Below are 21,800 nucleotides of genomic sequence, written 5' to 3'. Positions count from 1 at the left end.
GGCCGTGTCGGGTACGGGAACCACCCCGTCCCCGACACGGCCTTCGTGCTCTTCCGGTCGGCTTCAGGCCCACCACACGGCCGGAGAGGTTAACCTCGGGGGACAGGCAGCCATACGGAAGGATCCGGCATGCTCGCTCTGCTCGCGGCGGTCGGCGCGCTGGTCGTCGCCCTGCTCCTGTGGCGGTCGTTCGCCGGCCAGCGGATCGGGGTCACGTCGGCTCCGCGCCGCGCGCCCCTCGCCCCGGACGACGACCCCGACTTCCTGCGCCAGCTGGCCGAACAGCAGCGCAAACGCCGGGACGAAGACCTTTAGGAACCCCTTTACCTTCGCCACCCTCGGCTCACCCGGAACTCACGTGACGGGGCCCGTCACCCACGTGATTGAAGCCGGAACTCGCGTGATTGAAGCCGGAACTCGCGAGTTCCGCCTTCGATCACGTGACTTCCGTCTCTGATCACGCGAGTTCCGTCTCTGATCACGCGGGTGACGGGCCTGATCACGTGGGTTCGGTCAGCGGTAGCCCTGCGAAAGCGGGGTGGCGAAGCCGTCGGCGACGGTTGCGGCCAGCTCCAGAAGCGCGAGCCGCGTGTCGCCGGAGAGGCGGTCCAGCTCGATCTCCGCGCCTTCCTCCAGGTGCGGGTCGAACGGGACCTTGCAGACCGCCCTGACCTTCGCCCCGAAGTGCGCCGACAGCTTGTCGAGGTCGACGGACCCACCCTTCGGGCGGACCGAGTTGATCACCGCCACCGAGCGCTTGACCAGCTCGCCGTAGCCGTGGGCCTCGAGCCAGTCGAGGGTCGCCGAGGCGCTGCGGGCGCCGTCGACCGAGCCGGACGAGACCACCACCAGGGCGTCCGCGACGTCCAGGACGCCCTTCATGGCCGAGTGCATCAGGCCTGTCCCGCAGTCGGTGAGCACGATGTTGTAGAAGTGCTCCAGCAGGTTGACCGTGCGCCGGTAGTCGTCTTCGGAGAACGCCTCCGAGACGGCCGGGTCCTGCTCGCTCGCCAGGATCTCCAGCCGGCTCGAGCCCTGGGACGTGTACGAGCGGACGTCGCTGTAGCGGGTGATGCGGGCCGCGTCACGCAGCAGGTGGCGGACCGTCGCCGTCGTTTCCAGCGGGATCTTCTGCGACAGCGTGCCGCGGTCCGGGTTGGCGTCCACCGCCACCACGCGGTCGCCGCGCAGCGAGGCGAACGTCGAGCCCAGCGTGGTCGTCACCGTGGTCTTGCCGACGCCGCCCTTGAGCGACAGCATCGCGATCTTGTAGCACCCGCGCAGCGGCTGGTTGACGCGGGCGATCAGCTCGCGGCGGCGGGTGTCCGCCGGGCTCTCCCCCGGGTTGACCAGCTTGCCGGTGCCGACGTAGAGCGCCTTGCGCCAGCCGGACTGCGGGGGCCGCTTGTTCTGCTTGACCAGGTGCGCGGTCGACAGGTCGTGCCCGTGGCCGCCCGGCTGCGGCGGCGCCGCGTGGCGGCCGCCCTGGGGCTGGGGCAGCCCCGACGGCTGCTGCGGGTACTGCGCCTGCGCCGGGTACGGCTGCGGCTGCAGCGGCGGGAGGTTCTGGTCGTAGCCGTAGGGCACCTGGTGCGGCCCCGAGACGGCCGGGTTGACCTGGTGCGGCCCCGACCCGGCCGGGTTGACCTGGTGCGGCCCCGACCCGGCCGGGTTGACCTGGTGCGGGCCGGACACCGCCGGGTTGGGCGGCGGGGCCACCGCCTGCGTCGGCTGCACGTCGTAGGCACCCGACGCGTCGGGGTGCGGGTGCGAGTCCGTCCGGTCGTCGGCGAACAGGCCCGGCTGCGGCGCCGCCGCGGCCGGGTCGGGGTGGCCAGGAGCCGATTCTTCGCTGGGTCCGGTCACCGGTGAAAACCTCCGCGCACTCCGCCTGACACCTCAGTCCCCCGATGTCGACGGTAGTCGGCGGCGGCGCGGGACGCTCAGCCCACCCCGGCGTAGGAGTGCAGGCCGACGGAGACGAGGTTCACGAAGAACAGGTTGAAGATCATCGCGGCGAACCCGACGATGTTGATGATCGCCGCCCGCGCGCCCCGCCAGCCCGCGGTCGCCCGCGAGTGCAGGTAGGCCGCGTAGACGACCCAGGCGATGAACGCGCAGGTCTCCTTGGGGTCCCAGCCCCAGAACCGGCCCCAGGCCGACTCGGCCCAGACCGCGCCGCAGAGCACGCCGAAGGTGAACACCGGGAAGGCGAAGATGGTGGTCCGGTAGGCGATCCGGTCGAGGACGTCGGCCTCGGGCAGCTTCGGCGCGAACCGGGCGAACTTCGTGTTGTCCTTGTCGTAGGCCGCGCGGAACAGGTACAGGACGCTGGCCACACCCGGCACCAGGAAGACGCCGGAGCCGATGATGGCCGCCGCGACGTGGATGACCAGCCAGTACGACTGCAGCGCGGGCTGCACCGGCGCGGCGATCGTGTACAGCAGCGTGCCGTTGACGAACATCAGGATCACGACGGGCAGCAGCAGGAAGCCGGTGAGGTGCCGGACCGGGAACTTCCCCATCACGATCAGCCAGGTGACCACCGTGATGAAGGTGACCGCCATGCCGTACTCGTACATGTTGCCCCACGGCGCGCGGTGCACGGCGAGCCCGCGCAGCACGATCGCCGTCAGCTGCAGCAGCGCGCCGAGCACCAGCAGCGCCGCGCCCATCCGGCCGATCCGCTCGGGCCTGCCGACCTCGCGCTGCGCGGCCGGGACCTGGGCGACCGGCGGCCCGCCGGCGCCGACGAGCTCGCGCGCCCGCAGCTTGGCGCGCTCGGTGGCGAGCCTGCCCTTGGCGCCGAAGCCCTGCTCGATCAGCGTCATCATCAGCGCGACGACGTAGATCGCCGCGGCGGTGGTGTACAGCCAGTCACTGTATTGCGACAGCGTCTCGTTGATCGGCATGCCTCAGCCCTTCTGCCCGCCGAGCAGGCGTTCGCTGACCCGGTGGAACTCTTCGCCGTACCCGGCCTGGTCGGTGCGGGCCAGCCCGGCAACCTCGATCACGGTACCCGGCTCGGCTTCGGTGCCCGGCTTCACCCGCACCCACAGCCGGCGGCGCTTGACCAGCAGGGACGCGCCGAGCCCGAGGAACATCGCGATGGCGAAGCCGAGCACGAACCCCTGCGTCGGGTCGTGGGACACCTGCAGGGAGACCCACTGGCCGACGCCGTCGAAGCGGATCTTCGTGCCGTCGTCGAGCTTGATCTCCTGGCCGACCTTGAGGTTCTCGCGGGCGACCTTCTTCAGCCTGCCGTCGTCGACCCGTGACTGGTCGACCTCGAAGACCGACTGGCCGCGCCCGGAGTCCAGGCCGAGGTCGCCGCGCAGGACGTCGACGGCGACGGCGGGGTCGCTCGCCTCCGGCGCCGACGACGTCAGGACGTTGCCGTGCAGGAACGCCGTCGGGGCGAACAGGCCGGTGATGGCCAGCTGGCGGGTCCGCCGCTGCACCTCGTCGGTGACGCCGGGCTGGTCGAACTTCGTCGCGCCCTCGGCGAGCATCGTGGCCGGGTCGACCGTGCGCCACTGGGTGTTCTGGGTGCGCTGCGTGCCGTCCGGGAAGGTGACCGTGAACTTCGGCGAGTAGCCGTGGCCGAGCAGGTAGACGCGGTCGCCGGCGGTGCGCAGCGGCGAGTTGACCTCGAGGCCGTACGGGCGCCAGGTGTTCGTGTCGAGGTCCGCGCCGGACTGGTACTCGATGTTCGAGTGGTAGTAGTCCGGCTGGCCCGACGCGGTGAAGCGCGCGGTGAAGTCGTTGACCTTCACGCAGAACGGGTTGAGGTCGGTGCCGTCGACGCGCAGGCCGGCGTTGAAGGAGTCGTAGTTGTAGATGCCGGAGTTGCAGAACGTGCTGCCGTCGGCCTGGACGATGACCTGGCCTTCGTAGCTGAAGAGCTTGCCGAGGGCGAAGAACACGATCAGGCCCAGCATGCTGAAGTGGAAGAGCAGGTTGCCGGTCTCGCGCAGGAACCCGCGTTCGGCCGAGATCGTGCGGACGCCGCCGGCCTCTTCGCGTTCGACGCGGCGCCAGCCGGAGAGCTGCTTGTGGACGGCGGCGATCTCGGCGGTGACGTCGGTCTTGCCGCGGCCGAGCCGGTAGTGCGGCATCCGGGCCAGGTTGCGCGGGGTCAGCACCGGCTTGGCGCGCATGGCCTTGACGTACTCGAAGCTGCGCGGGGTCAGGCAGCCGACGAGCGAGATCATCAGCAGCAGGTAGATGGCCGAGAACCAGATGCTGGAGTAGACGTCGTAGAACTCGAGCTTGTCGAGCAGCGTCCCCCACCAGCCGTGGGCGGCGATGTACTCGTCGACCTTGGGCGCGTTCAGCTTCCGCTGCGGCAGCAGCGCGCCCGGCAGGGCGGCCAGCGCGAGCAGGAACAGCAGGACGAGCGCGGTGCGCATCGACGTCAGGCCGCGCCAGGTGTTGCGCAGGAAGGCGAGGGTGCGCCTGGCGGGTGTGTGGTGCGGCGGCTTCGGCGCGGCGGGCGGCGCCTCGGTGGTCGTCACAGCGGCAGCTTCAGGTCGACGACGAACTCGTTGCGGAGCCAGCCCATCAGATCTCCCCAGACGCCGGTGACCAGCAGGAGGCCGACGATCAGCAGCAGCACGCCGCCGAAGACCTGCACCTGGCGGCCGTGCCGGCGGACCCAGTCGGTGGCGCGCACGGCCCAGCGGGCGCCGAGCGCGATGAGCAGGAACGGCAGCCCGAGGCCGAGGCAGTAGACGGCGATCAGCAGGTAGCCGCGGGCCTCGGCGCCGCCGGTGGCGCTGGCCAGCGTCATGACCGCGGACAGGGTCGGGCCGATGCAGGGCGTCCAGCCGAGCCCGAAGATCGCGCCGAGCAGCGGGGCGCTCCACACGCCGCCGCGGGGCACGTGGTGCGAGCGGACCTCGCGCTGCAGGCCGGGGATCCAGCCGATGAACACCAGGGCCATGGCGATGGTGAGGACCCCGCCGAGGCGCTGCAGCAGGTCCTGGTTGAGGGTGAGGGTCGCGGTCAGCCAGACGAGGGTGCCCAGCGTGGCGACGAACACGACGGTGAACCCGAGCACGAACAGCAGCGCGGCCCCGACGACGGCCCACCGGCCCTGCTTGCGTTCTTCGTCGGCGCGGACGGCGGGCGCCTCGGCCCCGACGAGCGCGGCGAGGTAGGCGAGGTAGCCCGGCACCAGCGGCACCACGCACGGCGAGGCGAAGGAGACGGCGCCGGCCAGCAGCGCGACGCCCGCGGCGAGCAGCAGCGGTCCGGAGATCGCCAGCTCGGTCACGGAGTTCACCCCGTTGAGGGTAGGCAGTGAGGTCCCGGTGAGAACGCCGGGGCCGCTTCACAGGACCTCGGTCACAGCAGATCAGGACCTTGGTCCCGGCCGCGGCGCCGGCCAAACGCCCCAATGTGGCGTTCGGTGCGTCCAGCGCACCCAATGTGGCGTTCGGTGCGTTGAACGCAACCAACGCCACATTGGGGCGCTTCGGGTGCCGGGACGATCAGAAGCGCACCTCGACGCACGGCCGGCCGCGCAGGGAGTGGCCGCCGTCGGCGTTCTTCACCCAGGCTTCGACGCAGAGGACCGAACCGTTCGGCAGGTCACGCCGCGGGTAGATGGTCCAGCCGAGGCCGGGTGTCCAGTTGCCCGTCGAGCTGTTGGTGTCGATGCCGCCGCCGTAGATGTGGTAGTGGCCGTAGAAGCCGTAGCCCGACAGCGAGTCGGCGGTGATCGCCTCGACGCGCAGGCTCTGGCCCTCGACGCCGATGCAGGTGCCCGCGTTGCACCCGCTCGCCGAGGCGAACGCGGCCGTCGGCACGAGCACGGTGGCAGCCCCCGCGACCAGCGCGGTGGCAGCGATCTTCTTCAGCATGGGTTCCCCCTTGGTCCGGCAAAATGATCAAGGGAAAACCTAGCCGAAAAATCACCCGTGCCGGTTAAAAACCGGCAAAAGCTCCGCCAGGTGCGGTCAGGCTTCCGCAGCCAGCCGCTGCACGACCGGCAGCACGTCCTGGGCCAGCACCGGCCGCAGGAACACCGCGGCCACCCGGTGCTGCTTGTCCAGCACGATCGTCGACGGGATGATGTTGCGCGGGTAGCCGCTGAGCTTGAGCAGCACCCGGCCGTCCGGGTCGTAGATCGACGGGAACGTCAGCTGCCGGTCGCGCACGAAGTCCTGGGCCACCTCGCGGGCCGGGTCGCGGACGTCGATGCCCACCACCTGCACACCCTGCTTGGCCAGCGACTCCATCTCCGGCGCCTCCGTGCGGCACGGCCCGCACCACTGGCCCCACAGGTTCAGCACCACGACCTTGCCGCCGAAGTCGGCCAGCGACAGCTGCTTGCCCTCGTTCATCAGGTCCTCGCCCGCGAGGACCGGGGCCGTCTGGCGCTGGGCGACGTCGTAGGTGATGTCGACCTGGCCGCCCGGGGAGACGAAGCTGAAGCTGCTCCCCTGCACCACGGCGTCCTTGCCCGTGCTGCAGCCCGCCAGGGCGAGCGCCGCGACCAGGCCGGTGACCAGCCGTTTCATGCGCCGGTCACCTTCGGGTCGGTGGTGCCCGCGGGCTCGCTGTAGACGATCTCGCGCAGCTCGTCGCCGTCGAAGACCAGGCTGGTCAGCGACGCCAGCGAGCACTGGCGGCGGCGCGGGTCGTGCCACAGGCGCTTGCCCTCGAGGAACCGCCGGAGCGTCCAGATCGGCAGCTGGTGCGACACGCACAGCGCCTCGTGGCCCTCCGCCGCCTCGCGCGCCCGGTGGACCGCGCCGAGCATCCGGTGCGCGATCTCGAGGTAGGGCTCGCCCCACGACGGCTTGAACGGGTTGACCAGCTTCGGCCAGTGCTTCGGCTCCCGGAGCGCACCGTCGCCGACCGCCACGTGCAGGCCCTCGAACTGGTTGTCGGCCTCGATCAGGCCCTCGTCGGTCGCGATGTCGAGCCGGTGCGCGGCGGCGATCGGGCCCGCCGTCTCCTGCGCCCGCTGCAGCGGCGAGGCGACGACGTGCACGAGGTCGTGGCCGGCGACGGCCTCGGCGACCGTCAGCGCCTGCCGCTGCCCGCGCTCGGAGAGCCGGTAGCCCGGCAGGCGGCCGTAGAGGATCTTCGACGGGTTGTGCACTTCGCCGTGGCGCAGCATGTGGACGACGGTGGTCACTGAACCGCCTCCGCCGCCGCGCGCGCCGCGGCGGGCAGCGCGGCTTCGATCACGGAGAACGCTTCGTCGTCCATGGCCGCGTTGACGAACCAGGCCTCGTACGCGCTCGGCGGCGCGTACACGCCTCCGTCGAGCAGCGCGTGGAAGAACGCCGGGAAGCGCCAAGTCTCCGACGCCTGCGCGCCGGCGTAGTCGCGGACCGGCGCCTCGCCGAAGAACACGCTCACCAGGTTGCCCGCGTACTGGACGTTGTGCGCGACGCCGGCTTCGCTCAGCGCGGCGTGGAAGAGGTTGCCGAGCCGCTTCGCGTTGGCGTCCAGCGCCGCGTACACGGCGTGGTCGGCCGCGCGCAGCGTCGCCAGGCCCGTGGCCACCGCGACGGGGTTCCCGGACAGCGTCCCGGCCTGGTAGACCGGCCCGCCCGGGGCGAGCTTGGCCATCACGTCGGCGCGGCCGCCGAAGGCCGCCGCCGGCAGCCCGCCGGACATCACCTTGCCGAACGTGTAGAGGTCACCGGCCACGCCGTCGAGGCCGAACCAGCCCGCGTGCGAGACGCGGAACCCGGTCATCACCTCGTCCATGATGAGCAGCGCGCCGTGCTCGTGGGCGAGCTCCCGCAGCCCCGCGTTGAAGCCCTCGGCCGGGGCGACCGCGCCCATGTTCCCGGCCGCCGCCTCGGTGATCACCGCGGCGATCTCGCCCGGGTTGTCCACAAAGGATTTCCGGACGGCGTCGAGGTCGTTGTAGGGCAGCACCAGCGTGTCCGCGGCCTGCGCACCGGTGACACCGGGCGACGTCGGCAGCCCCAGCGTCGCGACGCCGGAGCCGGCCTGGGCGAGCAGCGCGTCGACGTGACCGTGGTAACACCCGGCGAACTTCACGATCTTCGACCGGCCGGTGAACCCCCTGGCCAGCCGGATCGCGCTCATGGTGGCCTCGGTGCCGGAGTTGACCAGCCGGACCCGTTCGACGGGTTCGACCCGGCCGATGATCTCCTCGGCCAGCTCGACCTCGCCGATGGTCGGCGTGCCGAACGACAGGCCGGACGTCGCCGCCGTGCGCGCCGCCTCGACGACCGCCGGGTGCGCGTGGCCCAGGATCATCGGGCCCCAGGACGACACCAGGTCGACGTAGCGGTTGCCGTCGGCGTCCCACAGGTGCGGGCCCTCGCCGCGGACCATGAACCGGGGCGTGCCGCCCACCGAGTTGAAGGCCCGGACCGGCGAGTTCACCCCACCCGGGATGGCCGTCTTCGCGCGGTCGAACCATGCCTTGGACTGCTCGGTTCCAGTGCTCACGGGTCCAGTCAACCAAACCCGCCTAGGATGGCGGGCAGCCGCCCGGGAGGGAAACAGCCGGTGACCGAACGCGCCCCGCACCGCAACCAGTGGCTCATGCTGGCCGGCTTCCTGGGCGTCGTCGCCGTGGTGGCCGTGGTCGGCGGCCTGGCCGCGACGTCGGCGAAGGAGGTCTACGCCCGGCTCGAGCAGCCGCCGTGGGCCCCGCCCGCGTCCGTGTTCGGTCCGGTGTGGACAGTGCTGTACATCACCATCGCGGTGGCCGGCTGGCTGTACTGGCGCACGGACGGCGAGACCCGCGGGTTCGCCGTCTACGGCATCGGCCTGCTGTTCAACCTGCTCTGGACGCCGCTGTTCTTCGAGGGCCGCGCGGCCGGGCTCGCGCTGGCCGACATCGTGCTGCTCGACGCCGTCGTGGTGGTGACGATCGTGCTGTTCGGCCGCCGGTCGAAGGCCGCCGCCGCGCTCCTGGTGCCCTACCTCGGCTGGATCCTGTTCGCGACGGCCCTCAACACCGCGGTCGTCGTCCTCAACTAGCGCCCGGCCTCCTGGGTGATGCTCTGCGCGGCCACCGTGCCGTCGCTGCCCGCCTGGCCCTGGACGACGACCGTCGCGCCCGGCTTGAGGTCCGACAGCTTGCCCTGCTGGGTGACCCCGACGGCCGTCGAGTCCGATGTGGACACCTTGACGTCGGCGCCCTGTGCGGTCTTGACGTAGACGGTGGTGCCGTCGACGTGGTCGACCGTGCCCGTGGTGCCGCGGCCGCCGCGGAACCCACCGCCCTGCTGGCCGGCACCGGCCTGCTGACCGGTCCCGCCCTGTGCCCGAGCCTGCGTGCCGCCGGTCTGCCGAGCCGGGGTGGACGAACCGAACGCCGCGTGCGTCCAGGCACCGCCGCCGAACGCGATCGCGAACACGACCAGCCCGGCCAGCACCAGCGTGGTGCGAGAGAACGGCTTGGCGGCGCGGCGCATCTCGGCGTTCAGATCACCGTCGACGGCCGGGCTGGCGACGATCTGTTCCGCGGTCGGCTCCAAGGCGCCACTTTCACGTGAAAGTGCCGGGTCGGCGGAGGAAGACATGGGGACTCCTTATTCGTGACGCAGGGCCTCGATGGGCCTCAGTTTGGCGGCCCGGTTCGCCGGGAAGCTGCCGAAGAACAGCCCGATCAGTGCGGACACCGCGAAGGCGAGCAGGATCGACGAGGGCACGATGACGGGTTTGATCCCGGAGATGGTGAACCGGCTGCCGATCAGCCCGATGGCGACGCCGAGCAGCCCGCCGAACAGGCTGAGCATGGTCGCCTCGGCGAGGAACTGGCCGAGGATGGCCGAGCGCGGGGCGCCGATGGCCTTGCGGATGCCGATCTCGCGGATCCGCTCGGTGACCGTGACGAGCATGATGTTGGTGACGCCGATGCCGCCGACGAGCAGCGAGATCGCCGCGACCGCGGCCAGCAGCACGGTGAACGTCTCGGTCGCCGACGTCCGGGTCGCCAGGAGCTGTTCCGAGTTCTGGATCTGGTAGTCCGGGGTGCCGCCGAGCCGGATGCCGTGGCGGGCGTTGAGGATGGCGGTGATCTCGGACTGGGCCAGCGAGACGGAGTCGGCGCTGGTGGCCTGGACGGCGATCTGGCTGAGGCTGCCGTACCCGGCGAGGGAGTTCTGCACCGCCGAGATCGGCGCGATGGCGACGTCGTCGGCGTTCTGCAGGCCGGTGCTGCCCTTGGCCTGGAGCACCCCGATCACGGTGAACTGGATGCTGTTCAGCAGGACGTTCTTGCCGACCGGGTCGGTACTGCCGAAGATCGACTCCGCCGTCGTCGGGCCGAGCACGACGACCTTGCGCGCGGCCGTGACGTCCTCGCTGGTGAACAGCTGCCCCTGGGCGAGCTCGCGGTTGGTCGTGGTGAAGTACGCGGGCTCGGTGCCGGCGACGCTGGAGATGTCGTAGGACGTCTGCCCGTAGGTCGCGGTGGCCGTCGTGTTGACCACCGGGGACGCGGCCTTGACGTCCGGGGCGCCGACGGGGTCGACGAGGGCGTGCGCGTCCTGCACGGTCAGCGGCCGCGCGGCGGCGCCCTGGCCGCCGCCGCGGGCCGGGGAGACGTTGACGACGTTGGTGCCGAGGCCCTGGATGCTGGCGGCGATGGCCGCCGACGCGCCGTTGCCCACCGCGACCAGCAGGATCACCGCGGCGACGCCGATGGTGATGCCGAGCGTGGTGAGGGCCGAGCGCAGCTTGTTCGCGGTGAGGCCGCGGACGGCGAACCGCACGATTTCGAGGACGTTCACGAGACCGCCCCCACCGCGCGGGTGACCTCGTCGGACACGATGAGCCCGTCGTCGACCCGGACGACGCGGTGCGCGTGCTCGGCGACCTCGTCCTCGTGCGTGATGACGACGATGGTGCGGCCGAGGCGGTTGAGCCGGTCGAAGACGCCGAGGACGTCCTCGGTGCTGCGCCGGTCGAGGTTGCCGGTGGGCTCGTCGGCGAGCAGCATCGCCGGCCCGGTGACGAGCGCCCGCGCCACCGCGACGCGCTGGATCTGGCCGCCGGAGAGCTCGCTCGGGAGGTGCTTGGCCCGATCGGACAGCCCGACCATCTCCAGCGCGGCGAGCGCGCGGCGGCGGCGTTCCGACCGCTTCAATCCACTGTAGACCAGCGGGAGTTCCACATTGGACAAAGCCGACGTCCGGGGCACGAGGTTGAACGACTGGAAGATGAACCCGATCTTCCGGTTGCGCAGCAACGCCAGCTGCCGTTCGTTCAGCCTGCTGACGCCGAACCCGTCGAGGAGGTACCGGCCGGACGTCGGCACGTCGAGGCAGCCGAGCATGTTCAGCAGCGTGGACTTGCCGGAGCCGGACGCGCCCATGATGGCGACGTACTCGCCGGGCCACACGGTGAGGTCGACGCCGCGCAGCGCGTGCACCGCCGTCTCGCCGTCGCCGTAGGTCTTGCGCAGTGCGGAGACCGCGATCACCGGGTTCATCCGCGGCCGCCGAACCCGCCGCCGCCGGTGCCGCGCTGGCCGCCGCCCGGGAAGCCGCCGGTCCCGCCGCCGGGGAACCCGCCGGTGCCGCCACCCGTGCGGCCGGTGCCGCCGGTGGTCCCGGTCGAAGCGGTCGCGGTGAGCACGACGTTCTCGCCTTCGGTGAGCCCGGAGGTGATCTGGACCGTCGACTCGCCGCGCAGCCCGACCTGCACCTGGCGGGTGACGTTCTGCCCGTTTTCCTGCACGGTGACGAGGTTGGTGCTGCCCACGGTCTGCACGGCCGCGGCCGGCACGCTCAGCGCGTCGTCCGCCTCGGCGACGGTGATGACGACGCTCGCCGACTGGCCGGGCCGCAGCCCGTCCGGCGGGCTGGCCAGCGCGAGCTGCGCGCCGTAGGAGACGACGCTGCCGCTGGTGGTCGGGGTCAGGTTGACGCTCGACACGGTGGCCTGGATCGGCTTGTCCGGCAGCGCGTTCAGCGTCACGGTGGCCTTCTGGCCCGCCTTGACCTTGCTGACGTCGATCTCCGCGACGGAGGTGTTGACGACCAGGCCGGTCAGGTTCGTGATGGTGATGAACCCGGAGCTGCTGGTGCTGCTGGACGCGGCGGCGCTGGAATTCTGCGAGCCTTGGCCGCCCTGGCCACTGCCGCTGGACGACTGGCTCGTGGCCGAGGAGCTGCCGGAGCCGCTGGAGGACTGCTGCCCGACGGCGCCGTTGATGGCGGTGACCGTGCCGGCGCCGGGGGCGTACAGCACGGTGTTGTCGAGCGCCTGCTGCGCGGTCTGGACGTCCAGCTCGGCTTGATCGAGCTTGGCCTGGGCCGAGGTGACGTTGTTGGCCGCGTTGGTCTGCGCGTTCTGGCTGTTCTGGCCGGTGGCCGGGGTGTCTTCGGCGGTCTCGGCGGTGTCGAGGCCGTCCTGCGCAACGGCGAGGTTGGCCTTCGCGACTTGAAGCTGTTTCGCCGCCTGGGTGCTGTCGACGGTGGCGAGCTTCTGCCCGGCGCTGACGACGTCACCGACCTTGACATCGATCGAGGTGACCTTGCCTGCCGTGGCGAAGTTCGCAGCGCCGGTGTAGCTGCTGGCGAGCGTCCCGGCGGCGGAGACGGTCTCGGTGACCGTCGCCCGGCGCACCGGGGTGCTGCGCGACTGCGCCTGCGCCGAGCTCGGTTCGGGGCTGAATGCCTGGTATATCCCGAATCCCGCCCCGGCCAGCAGTACGACCAGAGCTCCGTTGATCACCCATGCCTTCGAGGCACGCACGCGCGTCATGCGGCAACTTTCGTGCCGCCGCTTAGCAATTGACTGTTGGTTGCCTGTGCGCGAGCTGTGTATCAGGCCTTCGGCTTGGGACTCCGCGCACGGATGGCGAGCGTGAGCTGACGCACCGCATCGACGAGCAGCAGGGCGGCCACGGTCCCAAGCCCGATGGCGGCGACGAGCATCCCCCCGAAGTACCGGTGCGACTCGAGCACGGCACCGTCATCGGTGGTGGTGACGACGGTGGCGACGCTGGAGCGCCAGCAGGCGTAGGCGCCCCACCCGGCGGCGACGGCGAGCAGCACCTCCACCACGGCGACCAACATCCGCCACGGCTTGTGCAGCCGGGCAGCGGGGCCGGCTTCTTCCGGCGGCCAGAGCTCGGCCCCGGTGGGCTGCGGAAGGTCGATCACGGTGCCGATTTTCTCATGCTTCCCGCGGCGTCGCCCGGACGAGCCGGTCCAGCGCGTCCCGCAGGGCTTCCACGTCCTTCGCCCACGCGAGCACCACCGTGCCGTCCGCGAGCTTCACCGGCAGCTCGTCGTACTTCCGCGGCACCGACCACCCGCCGCCCAGGACACGTGCGCCCACCGGTGCGCCGACGTCCGTCACCGATGCGATCTGCGCCGCCGGGACCTTCTCGCGGCCCTGGCGCAGCTGCTCGGACGTCACCTCCAGGGACAGGAACCGGCGGCGGGCGTACACCCACGGCATCGTGATCACGCAGAGCGCGAACCCGACCATCAGCCAGCCCACCACGTGCACCGGGCCGCCCGTTGCCAGCTCCGCCAGTGCGCCCACCAGTGCGAACGCCGGGCCCCAGCCGATCGCCGCCCAGCTCACGCCGGACTCGGCGTAGAGCCTCACAGCTTCTTGCCGACCTTGGGGAAGTAGCCGCTCACGGACGGCAGGTACAGCAGCACCAGCGCGATCACGAACAGCAGCACCGCGATCAGCGTCAGGTACGTCAGCACCGGCGCGAAGGTCAGGATCAGCAGCAGCAACACGATCGGCAGCACGGTGAGCACCGTCCGGGCCGAGCGGGTGCCTTCGCGGGCCTTGTACGCGAACAGCAGGAACAGGAGGGTGAACACGACCGCCCCGGCGAGGAAGAACCACAGCATGGCCGTGACGCCGTCCTCGATCACCTGGCGCGTGATCTTCGGGTCCTTCGTGCCCTCGACGAACCGGTCGACGACCGCGGACTTGGCGGCCATCAGCTGGACGTACCCGAGGATCAGCACCACGCCGCCGGCCAGCCACAACCAGAACGAAACGGCCACCGGCCGCGGCGGGGTCGCCTTCGGCGCGCGCTCGCCGGGGAGCACCGGGTCGGGCGAGCGGCCCTTCTTGCGCCGCTCGTCGTCCGTCAGACCCGTGAGGTCCTCTTTGTCTTCCACGTGAGGACTCTAGCCGGTCAGTCCAGCCACGCAGCTGCTTCCGCGGCCCAGTAGGTGAGGATCATGTCGGCGCCCGCGCGGCGGATCGACGTCAGCACCTCGAGGACCGTGCGCTCGCGGTCGAGCCAGCCGTTCGCCGCGGCGGCCTCGACCATCGCGTACTCGCCCGAGATGTTGTACGCCGCCACCGGGACCGGGGAGATGTCCGCCGCCGCCTTGATGACGTCCAGGTAGGCCAGCGCCGGCTTGACCATCACCATGTCCGCGCCCTCGGCGAGGTCGAGCTCGATCTCGCGCAGCGCCTCGCGGCCGTTGCCCGGGTCCTGCTGGTAGGTCTTGCGGTCGCCCTTGAGCTGCGAGTCGACCGCCTCGCGGAAGGGGCCGTAGAACGCGCTGGCGTACTTCGCCGAATAGGCGAGGATCGCCGCGTCCTTGTGGCCGACCTCGTCGAGCGCCCGGCGGATGACGCCGATCTGGCCGTCCATCATCCCGGACGGGCCGAGCACGTGCGCCCCGGCTTCGTACTGCGCGATCGCCATCTGGGCGTAGATCCGCAGGGTGGCGTCGTTGTCGACCGCGCCGTCGGCGTCCAGGACGCCGCAGTGGCCGTGGTCGGTGAACTCGTCGAGGCACGTGTCGGCCATCAGCACGGTGGCGTCGCCGAGCTCGTGGCGCAGGTCGCGCAGGGCGACGTTGAGGATGCCGTTTTCGTCGACGGCTCCGGAGCCGTCGGCGTCGCGCGTGGCCGGGATGCCGAACAGCATCAGCCCGCCGACCCCGGCGTTGACCGCGTCGACGGCGGCCTTCCGCAGCGTGTCACGGGTGTGCTGGACGACGCCGGGCATGCTCGCGATCGGCCGCGGCGCGTCGAGCCCTTCGGCGACGAACATGGGGAGGATCAGCTGGCGTGGCCGCAGCGTCGTTTCGCCCACCAGCCTGCGCATGGCCGGGGTGGTGCGAAGCCTGCGGGGACGATGCTCGGGGAACACCCCTACCAAGTTACTCCCGACGCTTCCGCCCGGGTTCCGCAAGGGTGCTCAGCGGTCCGCCCCGATCGCCGAACGCGCGGCCGGCGACTCGCAGGCCAGGCGCCGAACGCACTGAACGACTCGTTCATGTCATCTGGCGACATGAACGAGTCGTTCAGTACATCGGACTTCAGGAGCGGCGGGCCCGCTTCGCCTTGCGCGGCGGCGGCAGCGCACCCTCGGCGCGCAGGCGGGCGGCGTGCTCGGCCAGCGCGTCCACCAGGTGCGGCACGTCCGCCTTCTCCGGCTGGACGTCGACCCGGAGCCCGAACTCCACCGCGGTCTCGGCGGTCTTCGGGCCGATGCACGCGACCAGCGTGCGGGTGTGCGGCTTGCCGGCGATGCCGACCAGGTTCCGCACGGTCGAGGACGAGGTGAAGCAGACCGCGTCGAAACCGCCGGTCTTGATCATCTCGCGGGTCTCGGCGGGCGGCGGGGCGGCCCGGACCGTGCGGTACGCCGTGACGTCGTCGATCTCCCAGCCGCGCTCGCGCAGGCCCGCCGACAGCGTCTCGGTGGCGATGTCGGCCCGCGGCAGCAGCACGCGGTCGACCGGGTCGAGCACGTCGTCGTACGGCGGGAACTCGGCCAGCAGGCCCTCGGACGACTGCTCGCCCGACGGGACCAGCTCCGGGATGATGCCGAACGAGCGCACCTTCGCCGCGGTCGACTCACCCACACAGGCGATCTTCACGCCGGAGAACGCGCGGGCGTCGAGGCCGAACTCCTCGAACTTCTCCCACACCGCGCGGACCGCGTTGGTGGAGGTGAAGACGATCCACTGGTAGCGGCCGTCGACCAGGCCCTTGACCGAACGCTCCATCTGCGCCGGGCTGCGGGGCGGCTCGACCGAGATGGTCGGCACCTCGTGCGACGTCGCGCCGTGGCCGCGCAGGCGCTCGGCCATCTCGCCGGCCTGCTCCTTGGTGCGCGGCACCAGGACCTTCCAGCCGTACAGCGCGCGCGACTCCCACCACGACAGCTTCGAGCGGGCCCCGGCGGCCTGGCCGATCGTGACGATCAGCGGCCCGACGAGCTCGCCGGCGTCGTTGGCGACCTTCTCGAGCGTGGTGTCGAGGGTGCGCTGGGTGTTGATGGTGCCGTTCGCGGTGACCGCGACCGGGGTGGACGCCGGGACGCCGTTGCCGGTCAGCGCCGAAGCGGCCTCGGCCAGGTGCGCCGACGTCGCGTGCAGCACCAGCGGGCCGGGCGCGGCGGCCAGCGCCGCCCAGTCGACGTCGCCGCGGACGTCGACCTCGGTGTGCGTGCCGCCCAGCGCGACGCCCGCGTACGCCGGGACGGCGGCGGCCGGGGAGACACCCGGGATGACGTCGAACACGGCGCTCGTGCGCGCGACCGCCTGGACCTCGGCCACCACGGCCGGGGTGGTCAGCGGGTCGCCGGCCACCAGGCGCAGCACCAGCCGGCCGGCCTTGGCCTCGGTGGTCAGGTCCTTGGCGACCTCGGCGGCCTCGCCGACGGCGGGCCGGACCTCGGCGCCCTCGGCGGCCATGGCCAGCACGGACTGCGGCACGTCGGGGTCGGTCACCACGACCTCGGCCTTGGTCAGCAGCTCCTGGGCACGGACCGTGAGCAGGCCGGCGTCGCCGGGGCCGGAGCCCACGAACGCTACGCGCCCGGTGGTCTTTCGCGCGGGGGTCATCTGTGCGTTTCTCCTCTTGCGGCGGCCGTGCCCGATCGCGCGGCCGCAGATCTCCTATAAAGGTCTTTTCGAAGCACTCTTTTCAGAGCTACAGCCTTCGAAAGCGCTCGCGAGAGCGCTATTGAGCAGGGCCGGAGAGGGCTCCGGCTCCCAGGTCCAGCAGCTCGGCGGCCAGGTCCTTGCCCAGCTGGGCGGCCTGGTCCTTGTCGGCCAGTGCGATGGCCCGGACCATGTCCACCGCACCGTTCTCGCCTTCCGCGGCGGCGGTGCCGCGCAGCGAGATCCGTTCCACGACCTTGCCCTCGGCGTCGAGATCTTCGACGATCTCGGCGAGCGCGCCCACCGGCGCGCTGCACCCCGCCTCGAGCGCGGCCAGCAGGGAACGCTCGGCCGTCACCGCGGCCCGCGTGCCCTCGTCGTCCAAAGTGGACCGGAGCAGCTGCTCGAGGTCCACGTCTCCCGCCCGGCACTCCACCGCCAGCGCACCCTGCGCGGGCGCGGGCAGCATCTGGATCGGGTCGAGGGTCTCGGTGATCGCCTCGGCCCGGCCGATCCTGGCCAGTCCGGCACGCGCGAGCACCACGGCATCGAGCTCGCCGTCGGACACCTTGCGCATGCGGGTGTCGATATTGCCGCGGATCGGCACGATTTCCAAACCGAGACCCAGCGCCTGCAGCTGCGCGGTGCGCCGCGGGGAGCCGGTGCCCACTTTCGAGCCGGGCAGCAGCTCACCGAGCGTCAGCCCGTCGCGCGCGACGAGCGCGTCCCGCGGGTCCTCGCGCGGCGGCACGGCGGCCAGCGTGATGCCCGGTTCGGGTGCGGTCGGCAGGTCCTTGTACGAGTGGACGATGACGTCGACCTCGTTGCGCTGCAACGCTTCCCGCAGCGCCGACGTGAAGACGCCGACCCCGATCGTGGGAATCGGGGCGGAGGACTGGTCACCGGGCGTGGTCACCTTGACGATCTCGACCTCGGCGCCGGTGGCGCGCAGGGCGTCGGCGACGGTCCCGGTCTGGGCGAGCGCGAGCTTCGAACCGCGCGTGCCCATGCGAATGACTCTGGTCACTACTACTTCTTCTCTGGTGGGGGCTTCGGGCTCGCCACCGCGGCGGGCGCCTGCGGGTCGAGGCAGAACAGTTCACGCAACGCGTTCGCGTAGTCGGTGTCGGCCGTCTCGGCGGCCAGCTGCTTGACCCGCACCGTCGGCGCGTGCAGCAGCTTGTCGACCACCCGGCGGACCGTGCGGCCGACCTCCTCGCGGACGGCGCCGTCCAGCTCGGGCAGGCGGTTGTCCAGCCGGAGCAGTTCGGCGTCGACGACCTCGGCCGCGCGGCGGCGCAGCGCGGTCACGGTCGGCGTCACCTCGGCGCTGCGCTGCCCGGCGAGGTACTCGCGCACCTCGTCGAGCACGATCCCGGTCGCCTTGGCGGTCTGGCGCTCGGTGGTCGGCGTGCCCGCCTCGCGCATCCGGCGCTGGATGGTGGCCAGGTCGACCACCCGGACGCCGTCGAGCTCGCCGACCTCGGGGTCGACGTCCCGGGGCAGGCCGAGGTCGCAGACGACGAGGGCGCGGCCGCCGCGCGGCAGCACGTGCTCGGGGCCGAAGACGGCGTCCTGCGCGCCGGTGCAGCAGATCACGACGTCGGCTTCGCGGACCGCGTCGGCGACGGCGGACAGCGGGACCGCGCGGGCCGGCACGCCCTGCTCGGTGACGTTCGCGGCGAGCCGGCGGGCGCGGGCGTCGGTGCGGTTGGCGACGGTGATCTCGCCGATCCCGGCCTTCCGCAGCTGCGACGCGCTCAGCGCGCCCATCGAGCCGGCGCCGACGATGACGGCGTGCTTGCCGCTGACGTCCCCGGCCGCGGCGAGCGCTTCGGACACGACCGACGCGCCGAGCTGGTCGAGCCCGGTTTCGGTGTGCACGCGCTTGCCGACGCGCAGGGTGGTCTGGATCAGCTCGTGCAGCGTGCGGCCGACGGTGCCGGCCTCGCGCGCGGTGGCGTAGGCGGACCGGATCTGGCCGAGGATCTGCGTCTCGCCGACGACCATCGAGTCCAGGCCCGAGGTGACGGAGAACAGGTGCTCGACGGCGGCACCGGCGTAGTGGACGTACAGGCTGTCGTAGAGCTCGGCGGGGGCCATCCCGGCCTGGCGGGCGAGCACCTCGGAGACGTCGTTGAGGCCGCCGTGGAAGGTCTCGACGACCGCGTAGACCTCGATCCGGTTGCAGGTCGAGACGAGCATGACCTCACTGACGTGTGTGGCCTGCTGCAGCTCGTCGAGCACCTTGCCGATCTCGGGCGCGGGGATCGCGACGCGTTCGAGCGTGCTCAGCTCCGCACTCCGATGCGAGAGACCGACCGCCAACACGCTCATTAGGCCACCATCCCTTCTGCAGCCCGAACCGATAGGGTTGTGACCACTCGGTCCCGGTGGGTGCATGGCCTAGCGTGCGTGCCGCTTGACGGCCAGCATGAGTACTGCCAGCCCCGCCGGGCCGAGGCCGCTTTACCGGCCTTAGGAACATGCCCCGACCTGGCCGAGGGCCGATTAATGAGCTTCCGGACAGCGTCCTCACCACCGAGCGGGTCCTTCACCGTCAGAGAAGGAGCACCGCGCGCGTGTTCGCGGGATGGGACTGGGCCAGCGGCTCGCACGATGTGACCGTGATCGACCAGGCCGGGACGAGGACCGACCGATGGGCGCTGGCCCACGCCGAAACCGGAATTGCCGGCACCCTGGCCAGGCTGCGCCGCCACGGCGATCCGGCCGGGCTGCCGGTAGCGATCGAGACCACCCGGGGACTGGTCGTGGACCGGCTGCTGGCTGCTGGGCACCCCGTGATTCCCATACACCCCAACGCCTTCAACGCCGTCCGGCCCCGCTGGGGCGCAGCCCGGGCCAAAAGCGACCCCGGCGACTCGTTCAAACTCGCGGACTACCTGCGCACCGACGGCCACCAGCTGCGGACCTTGACACCCACGCTGCCCGAGACACTGGAGCTGCAAGCGCTGACCCGGCAACGCGCCGACCACGTCGAAGCGCGCGTCGCGGCGGTCAACCAGCTCGCTGCGCTGCTGGATGAGCACTGGCCCGGCGGGAAAGCCGTGTTCGCAAGCCTGGACAGTGACATCGCCCTGGCCTTCCTGGACCGCTACCCCACGCCCGCGGACGCGGCCCGCTTGACCGCCGGCCGGCTGGAAGCGTTCTGCAAACGCCACGGCTACTCCGGCAAACGACCCGGCAGTGCGCTGATCGAGCGGCTGCGCACCGCCCCCGCGGCGGCCTCCCGGCTGGGCCGGACTGTGATCACCCGGCTGGTCGGTGTCCAAGTGCAGCTGGTGCGGTCCCTGCGTGTCACCATCCGCGAACTGGATGCCGCCATCGCCGAGGCAGTCAAGACGCATCCCTGGGCCGAACTGATCGCCGGACTGCCCCGGATCGGCTCCGTCAACCTCGGTCAAGTCATCGGTGAGATCGGCCCCATGCTCGAACGCGCCAACGGCTGCGCGCAACTGGCCGCCGAGACCGGTGCGGCACCGGTCACCAAGGAATCCGGGAAACACCGCCAGGTCAACTTCCGGCACGCGGTCAACCGCCGAGCCCGGCAAGCCCTGATGACCTTCGCCGACAACAGCCGGCACGACAGCGACTGGGCCGCCACGATCTACAACAACGCGCGTTCCCGAGGCAAACGCCACCCCCACGCGGTGCGGATCCTGGCCCGCGCCTGGCTGCGCGTCATCTGGGCCTGCTGGCGCGACAGAACCTGCTACGACCCTGCCATCCACCACACCACCACCAAGATCAACACAGTGGAAGGGTTGACTTAGGAAACTCATGCGCACACCTCGCTAACGCTCGGCGTGGCCTGAGCGGCGAGCGCTGTGTTGTTTGATTCACTCGCAAGCTCGCTCATGAGCGCACCACCATTTCCCGTCCGCCGTCCGGACCCGAGCCGTTCCGCCTGCCGTTCCCATTCTCGGCCTGGAGAACCCCACCCGGTAACCCGGAATTGCCCTGATTACCGGCGGCGTCGTCCGCTCGGCGGGCCACATGGAACGAGAGTATCTGCAGCTCCACGGCCAAATCCACTTTGCGGACCTCGATGTGAGCAGGAACCTGCAGCACGACGGGAGCAAAGTTGAGGATGCACTGGACACCGCCCGCGACCAGCCGGTCACACACCGACTGCGCCGCGGTGGGCGGGGTGGCGATGACGCCGATGGAGATGCCGCGCTCGGCGCAGATGCGCGGGATGTCGTCCATGTGCGAGACCGGGAGGCCGCCGACCGGCACCCCGATCAGGTCCGCGTCCAGGTCGAACAGGGCTTCGACCGGGAAGCCGCGCCCCGGGAAGCCGCCGTAGTTGGCCAGCGCGTGGCCCAGGTTCCCGATGCCGACCACGGCCACCTTGTGCTGGCGGGTCAGGCCCAGGATGCGCTCGATCTGGCTGACCAGGACGCCGACCTCGTAGCCGACGCCGCGGGTGCCGTAGGAGCCCAGATAGGAGAGGTCTTTGCGCAATTTCGCGGAATTGACGCCGGCCGCCTGCGACAGCTCTTCGCTGGACACGGTCGTCGCGCCCTGTTCGGACATCCCGGACAGCACGCGCAGGTAGACGGCGAGCCGCGCGACGGCGGCCTCGGGGATGGACTTCGCCCGGACGGCCTCGGGGGCATCCCCGTTGCGGCCCGGCTCACCGGCGGGCACCGCGGGCATCTCGGCGGTGGGGGCGTTGTCGGCGTCCGGGCCTGCCGGACGGCGGGGCCGCCGGGGCGCCCGGCCCGGGGAGTCCGCCGCGTCGCGCCTCCCCCGCTGTGTCACCACGCCGTCGTCTCCTGCCCGCTGTGCACGTCTGGCGGCCATCGCCATTCGGAACTGTGTCTTGACCCAGGACCCGGTGTCCGGTTCGATACCGGCCCGTCCCGGGCGATGGCCCTACGGTAGACCACTTGTGAACGCACGCACAAAGTCACTGGTCGGAGGCGGTTCCGCGGG

General features: G+C 71.3%; 23 protein-coding genes. 3 read left to right on the top strand and 20 right to left on the bottom strand.

The annotated features are described in order from the left end of the window. The first annotated feature begins 129 nt into the window (after positions 1 to 129). On the top strand, positions 130 to 315 hold the full coding sequence (locus BLW76_RS00710) for a hypothetical protein (RefSeq protein ID WP_091303901.1): 186 nt from the start codon (positions 130 to 132) through the stop codon (positions 313 to 315). Between the two features lie 198 nt (positions 316 to 513). Here BLW76_RS00710 and BLW76_RS00705 read toward each other — a convergent pair whose 3' ends face one another. The 8 genes from BLW76_RS00705 to hemL all read right to left on the bottom strand — a co-directional run bounded on the left by BLW76_RS00705 (position 514) and on the right by hemL (position 8,448). Further along, complete coding sequence (locus tag BLW76_RS00705; protein ID WP_091303900.1) at positions 514 to 1,866, bottom strand: MinD/ParA family ATP-binding protein; 1,353 nt, start codon at positions 1,864 to 1,866, stop codon at positions 514 to 516. Positions 1,867 to 1,943: 77 nt separating this feature from the next. Continuing rightward, complete coding sequence (ccsB, locus tag BLW76_RS00700) at positions 1,944 to 2,912, bottom strand: c-type cytochrome biogenesis protein CcsB (RefSeq protein ID WP_091303899.1); 969 nt, start codon at positions 2,910 to 2,912, stop codon at positions 1,944 to 1,946. 3 nt (positions 2,913 to 2,915) lie between these two features. Beyond that, positions 2,916 to 4,517, bottom strand: coding sequence for a cytochrome c biogenesis protein ResB (resB, locus tag BLW76_RS00695; protein WP_091303898.1), 1,602 nt, complete (start codon positions 4,515 to 4,517; stop codon positions 2,916 to 2,918). Continuing rightward, the gene (locus BLW76_RS00690) at positions 4,514 to 5,287 is read right to left on the bottom strand and encodes a cytochrome c biogenesis CcdA family protein (RefSeq protein ID WP_091303897.1); all 774 of its coding nucleotides are present in this window, start codon (positions 5,285 to 5,287) and stop codon (positions 4,514 to 4,516) included. The genes resB and BLW76_RS00690 overlap by 4 nt, the downstream gene beginning before the upstream one ends. Positions 5,288 to 5,495: 208 nt before the next feature. After that, on the bottom strand, positions 5,496 to 5,867 hold the full coding sequence (locus BLW76_RS00685) for a hypothetical protein (protein ID WP_091303896.1): 372 nt from the start codon (positions 5,865 to 5,867) through the stop codon (positions 5,496 to 5,498). Between the two features lie 96 nt (positions 5,868 to 5,963). Next, positions 5,964 to 6,527 carry a TlpA family protein disulfide reductase gene (locus BLW76_RS00680; RefSeq protein ID WP_091303895.1) on the bottom strand — a complete coding sequence of 188 codons (564 nt, stop codon included), beginning with the start codon at positions 6,525 to 6,527 and terminating at the stop codon, positions 5,964 to 5,966. After that, positions 6,524 to 7,150 carry a histidine phosphatase family protein gene (locus BLW76_RS00675; RefSeq protein ID WP_091303894.1) on the bottom strand — a complete coding sequence of 209 codons (627 nt, stop codon included), beginning with the start codon at positions 7,148 to 7,150 and terminating at the stop codon, positions 6,524 to 6,526. Before BLW76_RS00675 ends, BLW76_RS00680 begins: the two co-directional genes overlap by 4 nt. Continuing rightward, the gene (gene hemL / locus BLW76_RS00670) at positions 7,147 to 8,448 is read right to left on the bottom strand and encodes a glutamate-1-semialdehyde 2,1-aminomutase (protein ID WP_091303892.1); all 1,302 of its coding nucleotides are present in this window, start codon (positions 8,446 to 8,448) and stop codon (positions 7,147 to 7,149) included. The genes BLW76_RS00675 and hemL overlap by 4 nt, the downstream gene beginning before the upstream one ends. Positions 8,449 to 8,508: 60 nt before the next feature. Here hemL and BLW76_RS00665 point away from each other — a divergent pair, with 60 nt between their 5' ends. Continuing rightward, on the top strand, positions 8,509 to 8,985 hold the full coding sequence (locus BLW76_RS00665; protein WP_091303886.1) for a TspO/MBR family protein: 477 nt from the start codon (positions 8,509 to 8,511) through the stop codon (positions 8,983 to 8,985). Here the strand turns inward: BLW76_RS00665 and BLW76_RS00660 are convergent. The 11 genes from BLW76_RS00660 to BLW76_RS00610 form a co-directional block, all read right to left on the bottom strand. Next, positions 8,982 to 9,530 carry a hypothetical protein gene (locus BLW76_RS00660; RefSeq protein ID WP_091303882.1) on the bottom strand — a complete coding sequence of 183 codons (549 nt, stop codon included), beginning with the start codon at positions 9,528 to 9,530 and terminating at the stop codon, positions 8,982 to 8,984. The two genes, BLW76_RS00665 and BLW76_RS00660, sit on opposite strands and share 4 nt — an antisense overlap. Before the next feature lie 9 nt (positions 9,531 to 9,539). After that, positions 9,540 to 10,742: an ABC transporter permease gene (locus BLW76_RS00655; RefSeq protein ID WP_091303880.1), complete on the bottom strand. Its 1,203-nt coding sequence runs from the start codon at positions 10,740 to 10,742 to the stop codon at positions 9,540 to 9,542. After that, positions 10,739 to 11,443, bottom strand: coding sequence for an ABC transporter ATP-binding protein (locus BLW76_RS00650; protein ID WP_091303879.1), 705 nt, complete (start codon positions 11,441 to 11,443; stop codon positions 10,739 to 10,741). The genes BLW76_RS00655 and BLW76_RS00650 overlap by 4 nt, the downstream gene beginning before the upstream one ends. After that, entirely contained in the window at positions 11,440 to 12,720 is a 1,281-nt protein-coding gene (locus tag BLW76_RS00645) for an efflux RND transporter periplasmic adaptor subunit (RefSeq protein WP_091303878.1), read from the bottom strand. The genes BLW76_RS00650 and BLW76_RS00645 overlap by 4 nt, the downstream gene beginning before the upstream one ends. Positions 12,721 to 12,782: 62 nt before the next feature. Continuing rightward, on the bottom strand, positions 12,783 to 13,121 hold the full coding sequence (locus BLW76_RS00640) for a hypothetical protein (protein WP_091303875.1): 339 nt from the start codon (positions 13,119 to 13,121) through the stop codon (positions 12,783 to 12,785). Positions 13,122 to 13,134: 13 nt separating this feature from the next. Next, positions 13,135 to 13,575 carry a hypothetical protein gene (locus BLW76_RS00635; protein WP_091303873.1) on the bottom strand — a complete coding sequence of 147 codons (441 nt, stop codon included), beginning with the start codon at positions 13,573 to 13,575 and terminating at the stop codon, positions 13,135 to 13,137. Continuing rightward, positions 13,572 to 14,108 (bottom strand): hypothetical protein, encoded by a 537-nt coding sequence (locus tag BLW76_RS00630; protein WP_091303871.1) that lies wholly within the window; start codon positions 14,106 to 14,108, stop codon positions 13,572 to 13,574. Before BLW76_RS00630 ends, BLW76_RS00635 begins: the two co-directional genes overlap by 4 nt. 17 nt (positions 14,109 to 14,125) lie before the next feature. Then, positions 14,126 to 15,097 (bottom strand): porphobilinogen synthase, encoded by a 972-nt coding sequence (gene hemB / locus BLW76_RS00625; protein WP_091303869.1) that lies wholly within the window; start codon positions 15,095 to 15,097, stop codon positions 14,126 to 14,128. Positions 15,098 to 15,266: 169 nt separating this feature from the next. After that, entirely contained in the window at positions 15,267 to 16,799 is a 1,533-nt protein-coding gene (locus BLW76_RS00620; protein ID WP_091303868.1) for a bifunctional uroporphyrinogen-III C-methyltransferase/uroporphyrinogen-III synthase, read from the bottom strand. 118 nt (positions 16,800 to 16,917) lie between these two features. Beyond that, positions 16,918 to 17,847 (bottom strand): hydroxymethylbilane synthase, encoded by a 930-nt coding sequence (hemC, locus tag BLW76_RS00615; protein ID WP_091303866.1) that lies wholly within the window; start codon positions 17,845 to 17,847, stop codon positions 16,918 to 16,920. A 20-nt stretch (positions 17,848 to 17,867) separates the two neighbouring features. Then, the gene (locus BLW76_RS00610; protein WP_091303865.1) at positions 17,868 to 19,175 is read right to left on the bottom strand and encodes a glutamyl-tRNA reductase; all 1,308 of its coding nucleotides are present in this window, start codon (positions 19,173 to 19,175) and stop codon (positions 17,868 to 17,870) included. A 245-nt stretch (positions 19,176 to 19,420) separates the two neighbouring features. Here BLW76_RS00610 and BLW76_RS00605 point away from each other — a divergent pair, with 245 nt between their 5' ends. Further along, positions 19,421 to 20,632, top strand: a complete 1,212-nt coding sequence (locus tag BLW76_RS00605) for an IS110 family RNA-guided transposase (RefSeq protein WP_091303863.1) — start codon at positions 19,421 to 19,423, stop codon at positions 20,630 to 20,632. An 82-nt stretch (positions 20,633 to 20,714) separates the two neighbouring features. On the opposite strand, the gene BLW76_RS00600 is transcribed toward BLW76_RS00605, so the two are convergent. Further along, positions 20,715 to 21,629, bottom strand: a complete 915-nt coding sequence (locus BLW76_RS00600; RefSeq protein WP_091303860.1) for a redox-sensing transcriptional repressor Rex — start codon at positions 21,627 to 21,629, stop codon at positions 20,715 to 20,717. Between the last annotated feature and the right edge of the window lie 171 nt (positions 21,630 to 21,800).

It is taken from the genome of Amycolatopsis tolypomycina, assembly GCF_900105945.1.
GTDB lineage: Bacteria > Actinomycetota > Actinomycetes > Mycobacteriales > Pseudonocardiaceae > Amycolatopsis > Amycolatopsis tolypomycina.
The sequence above is the reverse complement of the archived record's forward strand: the minus strand, read 5'-3'. Positions and strand labels throughout refer to the sequence as shown.